15 protein-coding genes are annotated in these 13,897 nt (G+C 66.0%); 7 read left to right on the forward strand and 8 right to left on the reverse strand.

Annotated elements, in window-relative coordinates; genetic code table 11:
- Positions 1–462, forward strand: a 462-nt coding sequence (locus tag AC07ZH_RS04115) for an acyl-CoA thioesterase (protein WP_495198668.1), incomplete at its 5' end; no start/stop codon positions are given.
- Positions 459–1,412 carry an EamA family transporter gene (locus AC07ZH_RS04120; RefSeq protein ID WP_495198669.1) on the forward strand — a complete coding sequence of 318 codons (954 nt, stop codon included), beginning with the start codon at positions 459–461 and terminating at the stop codon, positions 1,410–1,412. The genes AC07ZH_RS04115 and AC07ZH_RS04120, both read left to right, overlap by 4 nt.
- A gap of 67 nt (positions 1,413–1,479) precedes the next feature.
- Here AC07ZH_RS04120 and AC07ZH_RS04125 read toward each other — a convergent pair whose 3' ends face one another.
- The gene (locus AC07ZH_RS04125; protein WP_119109626.1) at positions 1,480–1,776 is read right to left on the reverse strand and encodes a DUF4148 domain-containing protein; all 297 of its coding nucleotides are present in this window, start codon (positions 1,774–1,776) and stop codon (positions 1,480–1,482) included.
- A gap of 232 nt (positions 1,777–2,008) precedes the next feature.
- On the opposite strand from AC07ZH_RS04125, the gene dsdA reads away from it, so the two are divergent.
- Both dsdA and AC07ZH_RS04135 read left to right on the forward strand, forming a co-directional pair.
- Complete coding sequence (gene dsdA / locus AC07ZH_RS04130; protein WP_495198670.1) at positions 2,009–3,376, forward strand: D-serine ammonia-lyase; 1,368 nt, start codon at positions 2,009–2,011, stop codon at positions 3,374–3,376.
- A gap of 20 nt (positions 3,377–3,396) precedes the next feature.
- Positions 3,397–4,524: an NAD(P)/FAD-dependent oxidoreductase gene (locus AC07ZH_RS04135; protein ID WP_495198671.1), complete on the forward strand. Its 1,128-nt coding sequence runs from the start codon at positions 3,397–3,399 to the stop codon at positions 4,522–4,524.
- Between the two features lie 68 nt (positions 4,525–4,592).
- Here AC07ZH_RS04135 and pyrF read toward each other — a convergent pair whose 3' ends face one another.
- The 4 genes from pyrF to metX form a co-directional block, all read right to left on the reverse strand.
- Positions 4,593–5,417, reverse strand: a complete 825-nt coding sequence (gene pyrF, locus AC07ZH_RS04140; RefSeq protein WP_495198672.1) for an orotidine-5'-phosphate decarboxylase — start codon at positions 5,415–5,417, stop codon at positions 4,593–4,595.
- A gap of 92 nt (positions 5,418–5,509) precedes the next feature.
- On the reverse strand, positions 5,510–5,863 hold the full coding sequence (locus AC07ZH_RS04145; RefSeq protein WP_495198673.1) for a gamma-glutamylcyclotransferase family protein: 354 nt from the start codon (positions 5,861–5,863) through the stop codon (positions 5,510–5,512).
- A 386-nt stretch (positions 5,864–6,249) separates the two neighbouring features.
- Complete coding sequence (metW, locus tag AC07ZH_RS04150; protein WP_495198674.1) at positions 6,250–6,837, reverse strand: methionine biosynthesis protein MetW; 588 nt, start codon at positions 6,835–6,837, stop codon at positions 6,250–6,252.
- Positions 6,834–8,012 carry a homoserine O-succinyltransferase MetX gene (metX, locus tag AC07ZH_RS04155; RefSeq protein ID WP_495198675.1) on the reverse strand — a complete coding sequence of 393 codons (1,179 nt, stop codon included), beginning with the start codon at positions 8,010–8,012 and terminating at the stop codon, positions 6,834–6,836. The genes metW and metX overlap by 4 nt, the downstream gene beginning before the upstream one ends.
- A gap of 344 nt (positions 8,013–8,356) precedes the next feature.
- Between metX and rbp (AC07ZH_RS04160) the strand changes: the two genes are divergently transcribed.
- Both rbp (AC07ZH_RS04160) and rbp (AC07ZH_RS04165) read left to right on the forward strand, forming a co-directional pair.
- A complete protein-coding gene (gene rbp, locus AC07ZH_RS04160; protein WP_119109631.1) occupies positions 8,357–8,758 on the forward strand; it encodes an RNA-binding regulator in 402 nt (133 codons plus the stop codon).
- A gap of 308 nt (positions 8,759–9,066) precedes the next feature.
- Positions 9,067–9,567, forward strand: coding sequence for an RNA-binding regulator (rbp, locus tag AC07ZH_RS04165; RefSeq protein WP_119109632.1), 501 nt, complete (start codon positions 9,067–9,069; stop codon positions 9,565–9,567).
- 119 nt (positions 9,568–9,686) lie between these two features.
- Here the strand turns inward: rbp (AC07ZH_RS04165) and lptC are convergent, their stop codons facing one another.
- Genes lptC through AC07ZH_RS04180 form a run of 3 tightly spaced genes read right to left on the reverse strand, consistent with a single transcriptional unit; the run spans position 9,687 to position 11,867 of the window.
- Positions 9,687–10,304 (reverse strand): LPS export ABC transporter periplasmic protein LptC, encoded by a 618-nt coding sequence (gene lptC / locus AC07ZH_RS04170; RefSeq protein ID WP_119109633.1) that lies wholly within the window; start codon positions 10,302–10,304, stop codon positions 9,687–9,689.
- Positions 10,301–10,864, reverse strand: a complete 564-nt coding sequence (locus AC07ZH_RS04175; protein WP_119109634.1) for a KdsC family phosphatase — start codon at positions 10,862–10,864, stop codon at positions 10,301–10,303. Before AC07ZH_RS04175 ends, lptC begins: the two co-directional genes overlap by 4 nt.
- Before the next feature lies 1 nt (position 10,865).
- Positions 10,866–11,867: a KpsF/GutQ family sugar-phosphate isomerase gene (locus AC07ZH_RS04180; protein ID WP_119109635.1), complete on the reverse strand. Its 1,002-nt coding sequence runs from the start codon at positions 11,865–11,867 to the stop codon at positions 10,866–10,868.
- Between the two features lie 39 nt (positions 11,868–11,906).
- Between AC07ZH_RS04180 and AC07ZH_RS04185 the strand changes: the two genes are divergently transcribed.
- Positions 11,907–13,892 (forward strand): monovalent cation:proton antiporter-2 (CPA2) family protein, encoded by a 1,986-nt coding sequence (locus AC07ZH_RS04185; RefSeq protein WP_119109636.1) that lies wholly within the window; start codon positions 11,907–11,909, stop codon positions 13,890–13,892.
- Positions 13,893–13,897: the final 5 nt, after the last annotated feature.

Below are 13,897 nucleotides of genomic sequence, written 5' to 3' on the forward strand. Positions count from 1 at the left end.
CGCCCACACCCGCCCATGCACTCCATCACCTTGCGCTTTCTGGCCCCGCACAACAGCCCGCACGCCGGCGCCGGCGCCCGCGTCTCAGGCGGCAGCGTTCTTGGCTGGGTGGACGAAGCCGGCTTTGCCTGCGCCTCGGCCTGGGCGCGGGGCGCCTGCGTGACGGCTTTTGTCGGCAACGCGCACTTTTTGCGGCCGGTGCATGCGGGCGATTTGGTCGAGGTGCGTGCGCACCTGGCGTTCACCGGCGAGACCAGCATGAGCCTGGCAATTGAAGTGCACACCGGCGCGCTGGCCGGCAGCGAGCTGCACATGGTGCTGCACTGCGCAGCCGTCTATGTGGCGCTGGATGCTGCCGGCGCGCCGCGCGCCGTAGACCATTTCATTCCCGAAACGCCCGGCGACATGGCCCTGGCGCAGCGGGTGCAAGCGCAAATTGCCGCCGCGCAGGCGGTGCAGTGAGCCGCCGCCCCGCCGGTGAGGCAGCGGGCCTGGGGACGGGCGACCTGCTGGCGGCGCTGGCCGTGGTCGTCCTCTGGGGGCTTAACTTCATTGCCATGAAGTGGGGGCTGGAAAGCTTCACCCCCTTTGAACTGGGCGGCATGCGCTACGTCGCCGCCGCCCTTCCGATGGTGTTTCTGGTGCGCCCACCGCGCATTGGTTGGCGCTGGGTGGTCGGATTTGGCATGTTCCAGGGCGTGGGACAGTTCAGTTTTGGTTTCTTTGCGCTCAAACTCGGCATGACGGCGGCGCTGGCCAGCGTGCTGATGCAGACCCAGGTGTTCTTCACCGCGCTGTTTGGCTTTATGGCGCTGGGCGAGCGACCCAGCCGCCCGCTGCTGATCGGCATGGCCCTGGCGGCTGTCGGGCTCGGGTGCTTTGCCATGAACTTCATTGGGCCTGAAGCGGGCAGCGCCGGCGGTGCCACGCTGATCGGCATTGCGCTCACGCTGTGCGCGGCGGCGTCTTGGTCGGTCTCGAACATCATTGCGCGCCTGGCACAGCGTGCGGCGCCGGGCTACGACCCGATTGCCTTTGTCGTCTGGTCCTGCCCGGCGCCGATTCTGGCGTTCGCTGCGCTCGTGGCGGTCACGGAGCCTGACGCTGGCCGCTGGCTCCACCTGGGTAGCTGGAGCGCTTTGCCCGGGCTGGCCTGGGGGTCGGTCGCGTACCTGGGCTGGGCGGCAACCATCCTCGGCTACGGCCTGTGGACACGTCTGCTCACGCGCCACCCGGCCAACCGGGTGGCGCCTTTCAGTCTGGGCGTGCCGGTCGTGGGCCTGGCGGCCGGCCTGCTGGTGCTGGGCGAAGTCGTGACCGGCTGGCAATGGGTCGGAACGGCCTTTGTCGTGGCGGCGCTGGTTTGCGTGGTGCTGGGCGGGCGCATGGCCCAGCGCAAAAGTACCCCGTAAAAAAGGCCCGCACCGTTTGCACGGTGCGGGCCTAGAAGCGAGGGCGCCTAGCGCCCTGCCGCAGTGTTTAGCTGCGTTCGCCGGTGGCGATCTGGTGGGCGCGGATAGCGACCAAGGCGTCCGAACGAACAGCGGCGCGGTCCAGATTGCTGGTGGTGCGTGCAGCGTAGTCGGCCACGGGGCCCTTGGCGAAGTTGGGCAGTGCCTTCTGGCCTTCGGCGCGCACGTCGGTGCTGCTGCGGGTGGATTGCACATGGGCTTCAAAGTCCGTGCCGTAGAGGTTGCCGTTCAATTCGCCGGCTTGGGCGCCGATGGAGGCAAAAGCGGCAACAGCGGCGATAGAGAGAATGCGTGCGGTGTTCATGATGGTTTCTTTCTTAAAAACGACTTAAAAAACCCGCTGCGGGAAGGACACGGTGCCCTTGGGGAGCGGTTTCGGTGAGTCGCCTTGTGTGTTCGGCTCATCGATGGGTTGAACTGTACGCCGCATGAGGTCGATTTAAAACCATTAAGTCACGAATTGACTGTTCCAGTATTTGAAACAATCTCGATCAACGGCAGGTGCGCAAAAGGTGCGCACTGGGCACAATGGCAACATGCCTTCCCTTGCTTCTTCCGTTCCACCCGCTGGCGCTGGCAGCGCCGAACTACTGGAGGCGCAACTGCGCCAAGCCGAGCCCTGTTTGTGGCCCAACCCCGATTGGCAGGCGGCCCCGGCGCCCGGTGAAGTCGGCCAGGCCCAGATAAACGCCGCGCAGCAGCGCTTCGAGCGTGCAACAGCCCTGTTGGCACACGTATTCCCGGCGCTAGCCGGTACCGGCGGACGCATCACGTCGCCTCTGGTGCGCACCGCCGATTTGCAGCGCGCCCTGGGCCTGGATGCTGCCTGCGGCGCGCTCTGGTTGAAATGCGACCACCTGCTCCCCGTTGCCGGCTCGGTCAAGGCGCGCGGCGCGACGCACGAAATACTGGAACTGGCCGAGCGTCTGGCGCTTGCCCACGGGTTGATGGCGGCAGGGGACGACCTGATGGTGCTGGCCAGCGCCCCCGCGCGTGCGCTGTTTGCGCAGCATGAAGTGGCCGTGGGCTCGACCGGCAACTTGGGGATGGGGGTTGGGCTGATTGCCAAGGCGCTCGGGTTTCGCGCCCGTGTGCACATGTCGCACGACGCCAAGGCCTGGAAGAAAGCGCGGCTGCGCGCGCATGGCGTGGAGGTGCTGGAGCATGCAGGCGACTACGCGCTGGCCGTGCAGGCCGGACGCGAAGCGGCCGCCCAAGACCCGCTGTGCCATTTCGTCGACGACGAGCAATCGCGTTCGCTGCTGCTGGGCTACAGCGTCGCGGCTGGCGAGTTGCAGGCGCAACTGGACGCCGCCGGCGTGGTGGTGGACGCCCGGCACCCGCTGTTCGTCTACCTGCCCTGCGGCGTCGGCGGCGCGCCCGGCGGCATCACCCTGGGCCTGCGCGAGCGCTTCGGGCCGCATGTGCACTGCTTTTTTGCCGAGCCGGTGCAATCGCCCTGCATGCTGCTGCAATTGCGCGCTGGCCTGGGCGCCGAGCCTTCGGTGTACGACGTGGGCCTGACCAACCGCACCGAAGCCGATGGTCTGGCGGTGGCGCAGGCCTCGCGCCTGGCAGCAGGCCTGATCCGCGAGCGGCTCTCTGGCGTGTACACGGTGGACGACGCGACCCTGTTCCAGCACCTGGTGCGGGCCCACGAGGCAGAAGGCCTGCGCATCGAGCCCTCCGCCGCCGCCGGGCTCGAAGGCCCGCTGCGCCTGACGCACAGCGCCGTAGGCCGCGCCTGGCTGGCGCACACGGGTTTGCTCGCGCAGTTGCCGCAGGCGACCCACGTGGCCTGGACCACCGGCGGCTCCTTGCTGCCGGACGCCGAATTCGGGCAATTTGTCGCGCGCGGACGGGGCCTGTCCGCAACCGCTACTGCAGGCGCAGCCGCATCCTGAACCCGCAAGGAGACCTGAGCATGTCCACCGTAGATTTCGCCATCGTCGGCGCCGGCATTGCGGGCGCCAGCCTGGGCTGGGAGCTCGCCGCGCACGGCAGCGTGCTGCTGCTGGAGCGCGAATCCCTGCCCGGCTACCACACCACGGGGCGCTCGGCGGCGCTGTTCCTGGAAACCTACGGCACGCCGGCGATTCGCGCCATGACGCGTGCCAGCCGGCCGTTCCTGCAATCGCCTCCGCCCGGTTTCTGCGACAGCGCCATCCTCTCGCCGCGCGGCGTGGTCTATATCGCAGGGCCCGACCAGCTCGACCTGCTGGACGCCACCGAAGCCGAACTGCGCCCCCATGCACCGCAACTCGAACGCCTGTCGGCCGACGCCCTGGCCGCACGCCTCCCCTGCCTGCGCCGCGAGGCGCTGGGCGGCGGCCTGCAGGAAGGGGGCGCCGCGGACATCGACGTGCACAGCCTGCACCAGGGCTATCTGCGTGGGCTGAGGCAGCGCGGCGGCGCGCTGCGCACCGATGCCGAAGTGGTCGCGGTCAAGCACCACGACGGGTGGTGGGACCTCACGCTGGCCGACGGCAGCCACGTGCGCGCGCGCACCCTCGTCAACGCAGCCGGCGCCTGGGCCGATGTGCTGGGTGAGATGGCGGACGCCGCCCCCATCGGCCTCACGCCGTGCCGGCGCACCGCCTTCACCTTCCCGGCGCCAGAGGGCATGGATCTGGCGCGGATGCCCGCCATCATTGCCGTGGACGAGAGCTTCTACATCAAGCCCGACGCGCGCCAACTGCTGGGCTCACCCGCCAACGCCGACCCGACGACGCCGCACGACGTCATGCCCGAAGAGATCGATGTGGCCACCGGCATCTTCCACATCGAGGAGATGACGTATTTCACCATCCGCCGGCCCACGCACACCTGGGCGGGGCTGCGCTCTTTCGTGCCGGATGGCGAGATGGTGATCGGCTGGGATGGCGGCGTGGGCGGCCTGTTCTGGCTGGCCGCGCAGGGCGGCTACGGCATCCAGAGTGCGCCCGCCTACGCCCTGCTGGCGCGCAACCTCGTGCTGGGCGAAGCGCTGGACGAGAGCCTGCAGGCGCAGGGCGTGGACCCGGCTGCCATGTCGCCCGCTCGTTTGCGCTGAAATTTAAGAGAAATAGGCCGCTAACGCACAGCCTGTATGCGCCTGCAGCTATATTTACCGTAGCTATCTTACGCCAGCGCTGCCTGCAGTTGCGCCCGCGTGCGCTCGGCTTCGCGCCGTGCAGCCTGGGCAAAATCCTTGCCGTTGCTGGCGTACAAAATGGACCGCGACGAGTTGACGACGATCGGCCCGTCCACCCGCCAGCCGGCGCGCACCGTGGCGGCGGCGTCGCCCCCCTGGGCCCCCACGCCGGGAATGAGCAGCGGCACCGTGGGCGCCAGTGCCCGCACGCGCGCGATCTCGGCCGGGTAGGTGGCGCCCACCACCAACCCGAGCTGGCCGTTGCGGTTCCACGGCCCCTGCGCGAGGCGGGCGATGTGCTCGTACACACGCGGCTGGCCTTCCACATCGGCCAGGTGCTGGTTCTGCAGATCGTCGCCCCCAGGGTTAGACGTGCGGCAGAGCAAAAAGACGCCCTTGCCGGGGTACTGCAAATACGGTTCGATAGAGTCGTAGCCCATGAAGGGCGAGAGCGTCACCGCGTCGGCGCCATAGCGCTCGAACGCCTCGCGTGCGTACTGCTCGGCGGTGGAGCCGATGTCGCCGCGCTTGGCGTCGAGGATCACCGGCACCTGCGGCGCATTGGCGCGCATGTGCTGCATCAGGCGCTCCAACTGGCCCTCGGCGCCGTGCGCGGCAAAGTAGGCGATCTGCGGCTTGAAGGCGCACACCAGGTCGCAGGTGGCGTCGACGATGGCGGCGCAGAAGTCGTAGAGCCGGTTCGGGCCCTCCGGCACGCAAGCAGGGATGCGTGTGGGTTCGGGGTCCAGCCCGACGCAGAGCATGGAGGCGTTCTGCGCCGAAGCGGCGCGCAGCATGTCGAGGAAGTCCATGGGGGGATTTTAGGCAGCCAGGACCACCAGTTTGCACGGTTCAGCGGCCTTGGCGTCGGCGCACAGGCATGGCGGATGGCATGAGGGGGGCATCACGGCGCTGCGAGGGTGCGCGCATCGATGTAAACCCAGGCCGTTCGCCCGGAAGCCAGTTGGGCCGCGACGCGCTTGTAGTCGGACACCTCGTAGCGGTCTGCCTGCGCGAGCTCCTCCTGCGTCACTTCGAAAACGGTCCCTGCCACACGGTCGTCTGGCCTGCCGGTGCGGGCGACGATGGGGTGGTGGGTTTTCCCGCTGGTCCTCACCACATCGGGATCTTCAATCTTGACCATGGATTGGTGAAAACCTAGCAGCTCGTCGGCGGTTCCATGAAGGAGTCTCCCAAACGTGGCCTGTTGCACATCACGCTGCTGGAGCGTTCCATAGGAGAAGAGAAGCTGCATCATGGGCATGGAAGTGTCATGAAAAACGGTTGCGCCCCGCATCGGCAAGCGTGCCGTGCCGGGAACATGGGGCGGTGAAGGCAATGCTGAATAAGTCCCTCACGCGCCGCGCATCCGTGCTTCGGGCGGTCTGCGGCGTTGCAAATCCTCACCATAGCTGCGGCTATGGCTGCGGTTTGCGCCTTGCATCCCATCCCGATGCACGGCACGCGCCATCGCGGTGACTTATTCAGCATCGCCTTAAATCATTCTATTGGGCGGCATCTGGAGACGGTATTTTGCGAGGAGTGAAACCCGCATGCTTGCCATTGACCCGCGCCACCGGCAACGATCCAAGAGGGCGTCGGCCTGGAACCGTGAATCGCTGCGCTCCCACCGGGTGCCCGCGCTCACGCAGCACGCTCAAAATGAAACACCGCCGTCCCCGCCCGCGCGTTCGGCAGCCAGCGCACCACTTCGCCGTCCTGCAACCCAAAGGCGTCGAGGATGCGCAGCTGGTTCTTATGCGCCAGCACCTCAAAGTCCTTGTAAGTGCCGACGCGGATGTTGGGCGTGTCGTACCACTGGTAGGGCAGGCGCCGCGTCACTGGCATACGCCCGCGCAGCACCGAGAGCCGATTGGGCCAGTGGGCAAAATTGGGGAAGGCGACGACGCCGGCGCGGCCTACACGCGCCGTTTCGCGCAGCATGACTTCGGCGTTGCGCAGATGCGGCAGGGTGTCGATCTGCAGCACCATGTCGAACGAGTTGTCCTCGAAGAGGGCCAGGCCTTCGTCGAGGTTGAGCTGCACCACGTTGACGCCGCGGCGCACGCAGGCCAGCACGTTGGCATCGTCAATTTCGACGCCGTAGCCGCTGCAGCCGCGCTCTCGTTGCAGGTAGTCGAGCATGGCGCCGTCGCCACAGCCCAGATCGAGCACGCGTGAGCCCTGGGGAACCAGCGCGGCCAGCGCCTGCATGGTGGCCTTTTCAGTCATGCCAGCTCCTTGGCAATGCGATCGAAATACGCGCCGACGACGCCCAGGTAGCGGGCATCGTCGAGCAAGAAGGCGTCGTGCCCGTGCGGCGCATCAATTTCGGCGTAGCTCACGTCGCGCCTGTTCTCCAGCAGCGCCTTGACGATTTCACGCGAACGCGCGGGGGCAAAGCGCCAGTCGGTAGAAAAGCTGACCAGCAGGAATTTGGCGCTGGCGCGCGCCAGCGCCTCGGTCAGGTTGCCGCCAAAAGCACGCGCGGGGTCGAAGTAGTCGAGCGCGCGGGTGATCAGCAGGTAGGTGTTGGCATCGAAATACTCGCTGAACTTGTCGCCCTGGTAGCGCAGATAGCTTTCGATCTGGAACTCGATGTCCTGCGTGCTGTAGTGGTAGTCGCGCAGCAGCGTGGCCGGGTCGTCCGACGGCGGCGCCTGGCCGGCGAGCAGCTCGGGCGGCCGCAGGCTGCGGCCGAACTTCTCGTTCATCACGTCGTCGGAAAGGTACGTGATGTGGCCGATCATGCGGGCGATGCGCAGGCCGCGTTTAGGAACCACGCCGTGGCGGTAGAAATTGCCGCCGTGGAAATCCGGGTCGGTCACGATGGCGCGGCGCGCCACCTCGTTGAAGGCAATGTTCTCCGCCGTGAGATTGGGCGCACTCGCCACCACCACGGCGTGGCGCACCCGCTCGGGGTACTGCAGTGCCCACGACAGCGCCTGCATGCCGCCCAGGCTCCCACCCAGCACGGCGGCCAACTGCGCGATGCCCAGCACATCGAGCAGCCGCGCCTGGGCATTCACCCAGTCTTCCACCGTGACCACGGGAAAGTCGGCGCCATAGACCTGGCCGGTGGCCGGGTTCTCGTGCATGGGGCCGGTGGAGCCAAAGCACGAGCCGAGGTTGTTGATGCCGATGACGAAGAAGCGGTTGGTGTCCACCGATTTGCCGGGGCCGATCATGTTGTCCCACCAGCCTTCGCTCTTGTCCTGGCCAGCATAGACGCCCGCCACATGGTGCGATGCATTGAGCGCGTGGCACACCACCACGGCGTTGGAGCGCGCAGCGTTGAGCGTGCCGTAGGTTTCAAACGCCAGCGTGTAGCCGGCGATGGACGCACCGCTTTGCAGCGCGAGTGGCTCGGAAAAATGCTGGAACTGGGGCGTGGCGAGTAGCGGCATAAAAAAACCCGGCAACGCTAAAAACGGTACCGGGTGGCTCGCGGACGGTCTTTAGCAGTATTTGTAAAGCGCCCGCAAGCTGTGGCAAATCGGCGCGTGGCAGCCACTATAGCAAAGCCGCAGGTGCCCATGCGCGCCATACGGGCGTTGTGCCAAGGCACAATTTAGAAGAAAAGGGAAATAAAAGCGGCCGCCCTGGAAAATTGGCTGATAATGGCCAGGTTTTTCCGCATGTCGAAAAAACAGTGAAGCGGTGCATGGTCAGTTTCGCGTCTTTGAAGTCGTCACAGGTTTGTTGATTGCGTCGGACTCCATCGCGTTTTTTGTTTCTTCAGGAGTCCCTTATGGGCAACAAACTTTACGTGGGCAACCTGCCCTATTCTTTCCGCGACAGCGACCTTGAGCAAACCTTCGGCCAGTACGGCTCGGTCTCCAGCGCCAAAGTCATGATGGAACGCGACACCGGCCGCTCCAAGGGTTTCGGCTTTGTCGAAATGGGCAACGACGCTGAGGCACAAGCTGCTATCGCTGGCGTGCACGGCCAAAACTTCGGCGGCCGCGACCTCGTGGTCAACGAAGCGCGCCCCATGGAACCCCGTCCTCCCCGTAGCGGTGGCGGCGGTGGCTATGGTGGTGGTGCTGGCGGCGGCGGCTACGGTGGTGGTGCCGGTGGTGGCGGCGGCTACGGTGGTGGCCGCAGCGGCGGCGGCGGTGGCGGCTACGGTGGTGGCCGCGGCGGCTACTGATCAGCCCCTTGCGAGCCGGCTTTCGCCGGCATAGCTAAAAAAGGAACCTTCGGGTTCCTTTTTTGTTGCCGGTGCACACAAAAATCCCAGAAAACCCTTGCTTTCCCGGGAAAAACAAGATTCATAATGCGCTGGCGGGTGCTCCATTGGAGCGCGTGCGGAGAGTGCCTTTAACAAATGGGGCGTGCTTCGTGCGGTCCCGTTGGGTTTGCGGTGATCCGTCGGTTTCACGCAGCGTCGTCAAGATGATCTGGTTGCGTTTTCGGGACTCCATCGCTTTTTTCATGTGTTTTTGAGGAATCCCGAACATGGGCAACAAACTGTACGTGGGCAACCTGCCCTACGGCGTGCGCGACAACGATCTGGAAGAGGCTTTTGCCGAGTTCGGAGCCGTGACCAGCGCCAAGGTGATGATGGAGCGCGATACCGGTCGCTCCAAGGGCTTTGGATTCGTTGAAATGGGCAGCGACGCAGAAGCGCAGGCCGCCATCAACGGCATGAATGGCCAATCGCTCGGCGGCCGGGCCATCGTCGTCAATGAAGCGCGTCCCATGGAGCCGCGCCCACCGCGCTCCGGTGGCTATGGCGGCGGTGGTGGCGGATACGGCGGTGGTCGCAGCGGTGGCGGCGGCTACGGCGGGGGACGCGAAGGTGGCGGTGGAGGCTACGGCGGTGGCCGCGAGGGCGGCGGTGGTGGCTACGGCGGCGGTCGCAGTGAAGGGGGTTTCCGCAGCCCTTACGGCTCTGGCCCCCGCGGCGGCGGTGGCCGAAGTGGTGGCAACGACTATGGCGGCGGAAGCGGCTACTGACCGGCCGCATAGCACTTCGACGAAAAGCCTCTGCGGAGGCTTTTTTTTTCGACCTAGCCAATCAAATGCTACTAATTATGTAGCACAAAACTGTTATTCCAATTACGATAGAGCGCTTTTTACTTTGATTTTCTCGGCACCAAGCTACCGTGCACGGCACCCTGCAGTTCCAACACCTGGGCGATGTTGTCGTACACCAGGCCATTCGCCGTGAAACGGTCATTGCCGCGGGTCAGCGTCACCGGTTTGTTGGACCGCACCCGCTCCAACTGCGGCCACACGTGCAGGAACTCGCCTTCAAACGCAAGCTGCGGCTGCGCCTGCCCGCGCACGCTGGGTACGGCCTCGCGCACCACCTTGGCATTCCCGAAAAGCTGCACTTCGGAGCCATCAGCGTTGCTCAGTGCACGGTCGGCAGAGGCATGGGTGACCCGGCCGGCAGCGTCCTGCGCGCGCAGGCGCATGCGGTCGATCTCCAGCGTGTCGGTGTCTGGGTAGTGGCGGCCCATTTCACCGCGTACTTCACTGAGCAACTGCCCCTGGGGGCCAAAATTCTTGACCGAAAAACCCTGCATGAAATAGTCCGCCTCATGGCCACGCACAGGCTCCTGCGCACCGGACGGAGCCGAAGGCGCACTGCGCACCAGCCACCAGGTGGCGAGCGCCAGCATCCCCATGAGCACGACGGGCAGGTACACCGATATGTGGTCCCACACGCGCTGCGGGCGGCTTCTCATACGCAGTAGTCGGCCAGCAGGCCAGCATAGCTGCCGCTGGCCACCAGCAGCAGATCACAGAACTCACGTGCGGCTCCGGCACCGGCCAATGCCTGGGTGGTGTATTGGGCGCTGGCAAGGACCTCGGCGTGGGCACCCGGCGGCGCACAGGCGAAGCGGGCGCGCCGCAACACTGGCAGATCGGGCCAGTCGTCGCCCATGGCAGCCGCCTGGCCCCAAGTGAGGCCCAGCTCTGCCAGCAGGCGCTCCGCGGCCGGGCCCTTGTCTTCGGTGCCGAACACCGCATGCTGCACGCCCAGGGCGGAGAGCCGCAGGCGCAGCGGCGCAGAATCGCGCCCGGTGATGACGGCGGGCACAATGCCGGCGCGCTGCAGCAGCTTGAGGCCATGGCCATCGAGCGTACTGAAGCGCTTGAGGGTTTCGCCAGTGTCGGTGAAATAGATGCCCCCGTCGGTCAGCACCCCGTCCACGTCAAAAAACGCCACGCGCACGCCCTGTGCGGCCAGCAGCAGCTCAGGCGCAAAGCGCAGGGCGGGGAGGGTTGGCGCAGCGCTCTTCATATCAGATCACCTTGGCGCGCATCAGGTCGCGAATGTGCACCACGCCCAGCAGCAGCGCATCGTCGCCGGCCACCAGCACGCTGGTGATGCCATGGGTTTCCATCAACGCCGCAGCGTCGGCCGCCAGCGCGTCGCTGCGGATGGTGCGCGGACCCGGATGCATGAGCTGCGCGGCGGTGCAAGGGCGCAGATCGGCGCCGTTCTCGATCCGCCGGCGCAGGTCACCATCGGTAAAAATGCCCAGAATATGGCCAGCTTGGTCCACGATGGCAGCGGCGCCCAGGCCCTTGGCGCTCATCTCGCGCATCAGTTCGCCAAATCCGGCTTCTGGGCCCACGCGTGGCAGTTCGTCGCCGCTGCGCATCACGTCGCTGACATGCGTCAGCAACTTGCGACCCAAGGCACCGCCGGGGTGTGAGCGCGCAAAGTCTTCGGCGCGGAAACCCCGTGCATCCAGCAGGGCCACGGCAAGCGCATCGCCGAGGGCCAGCTGCGCCGTGGTACTGGTGGTCGGCGCCAGGTTGAGCGGGCAGGCCTCGCGCTCGACGCTGCAGTCAAGCACGATATCGGCATGCTGCGCCAGCGCCGACTGCGGCTTGGCAGTGATCGCGACCAGTGGCGTGCCAAGCCGCCGCAGCACCGGGAGGATGGCAATCAACTCGGCGCTCTCGCCGCTGTTGGAAATGGCCAGCACCAAATCGCCCGGGGTCACCATGCCCAGGTCGCCATGGCTGGCCTCTGCGGGGTGAACGAACAGCGCCGGGGTGCCGGTGGAGGCGAGCGTGGCGGCGATTTTGCGCCCCACATGCCCGCTTTTGCCCATTCCCATGACCACCACGCGCCCCGTCGTGTGCAGCATGGCACGCACCGCGTCGGGGAACGCGCCGGTGAGCGATTCACCCAGGCGCTGCAGAGCAGCCGACTCGATTTCAAAGGTCTCACGACCAAGTCGCAGGGCTTGCTGCGGGTCGAAAGGGCGCTCGGAGGCGTGGGCAGCGTGCATCGGCCAATTCTATCGGTGGCGCTCCGCTAGCATTGCACCATGTCCAGCCTTGCGCTCACACTTCTTTATCTGCTTGCCGCAGTGCTGGGCGTAGTCGTGTGCCGAAGCCTGCGACTGCCCCCCATGCTCGGCTACCTGGTGGCAGGAGTGCTGATCGGGCCCCATGCGCTGGCGCTGGCGCGCAATTCCGACAGCGTGCGCCATCTGGGCGAATTCGGCGTCGTGTTCCTGATGTTTGCCATTGGCCTGGAATTCAGCCTGCCCAAGCTGCGCGCCATGCACCGCCAGGTGTTCGGGCTGGGTCTGCTACAGGTGACGCTGACCATGGCCCTGGGGTTTGGCGGGACCTTGTTCCTGGCCAAGTACCTGGGCGGAGTCTGGGATGTGGGGTGGCAGACCGCACTGGCACTCGCCGGCGTACTGGCCATGAGCAGCACGGCCATTGTGGTCAAGCTGATGTCCGAACGTGCCGAGCTGGAGAGCGAGCACGGGCGCAATGTCATGGGCATCCTGTTGTTCCAGGATCTGGCGGTCGTTCCGCTGCTGGTGCTGGTCCCGGCGCTGGGGTCGTCGCCCGACAACCTGCTGAGCGCCCTGGGCTTGGCCTTGCTCAAGGCCATTGTGCTGGTAACGGTGCTGCTAACGGGCGGACAAGGCGTGATGCGCCGGTGGCTCACGCTGGTGGCGCGGCGCAAGAGCGACGAGCTGTTCATGCTCAATCTGCTGCTCATCACGCTGGGCCTGGCGTGGCTGACCGACCTTGCGGGCTTGAGCCTGGCTCTCGGGGCCTTCATTGCGGGCGTACTGGTGTCGGAAACCGAATACCGACACCAGGTGGGTACGGACATTCGCCCTTTCCACGACGTGCTGCTGGGCCTGTTCTTCATCACCATCGGAATGATGCTGGACTGGCACATCCTGCTCGAACAAGGGTGGCTGGTGCTGGGCCTGGTGGTTGTGCCGCTGGCGCTCAAGCTGCTCATCATCCTGCTTCTGGCGCGCCTCACGGGGGCCAGCACGGGCGTGGCGCTGCGCACCGGGTTGTACCTGGCTCAGGCGGGCGAATTCGGCTTCGTGCTGCTCTCGCTGACCCTGCAAAACAACCTGCTGCGTCCGGCGCTCATGAACCCCATCCTCGCGGCCATGGTGCTGTCGATGCTGGCCACACCCTTTCTGATTTTGTACAGCAACCGCATTGTCATGCGCCTGGTGGCGAGTGACTGGCTTTTGCAATCGCTGCAGATGACAACCATTGCGCGCAAGTCGATTGACACCAACGGACACGTGATCATTTGCGGCTATGGCCGTTGCGGACAAAACCTGGCGCGCATGCTTGAGCGCGAATCGATACCGTACCTGGCACTGGACCTCGACCCGGACCGCGTACGCCAGGCCGCTGCCGCGGGTGACAAGGTGGTGTACGGCGACGCCACACGCCTGCAGGCCTTGATGGCGGCGGGCCTGGTACGCGCCAGTGCGGTGGCCATCACCTACCTGGAACTACCTGCGGCGCTCAAGGTGCTCGCCAATACGCGTACGCATGCACCGCACGTTCCGGTGGTCGTACGCACCCAGGACGATCTGCACCTGGAAAAATTGCGCGAAGCGGGCGCAACGGAAGTGGTGCCCGAGGCTATCGAGGGCTCGCTGATGCTGGCCAGCCACGCACTGGCGCTGGTGGGCGTCCCCATGCGGCGCGTGATCCGCTCCGTGCAGGACCAGCGCGAAGCGCGCTACCAGTTGCTGCGTGGCTACTTTCATGGTGCGGACGACGACACCTCCGCCGAGCGCGAACAGGCACGCCTGGCGACGCTGACGCTGCCTACGGGGGCGGCCACGCTGGGACAGGCATTGGGGACACTCCATTTGCCCGATCTGGGGGTGAGCGTGGTGAATCTGCGCAATCGCCTGGGCCATGCACTCAGTGTGAGCGAGGCGGCTGTACTGGCCGAAGGCGACACCCTGGTGCTTTCGGGCGCGCCGCCCGCGCTGGCACTGGCAGAGGAGCGGCTACTGCGCGGCTGAGTGCG

The sequence above is a fragment of the Simplicispira sp. GW247-4R2A genome (genome assembly GCF_059424465.1).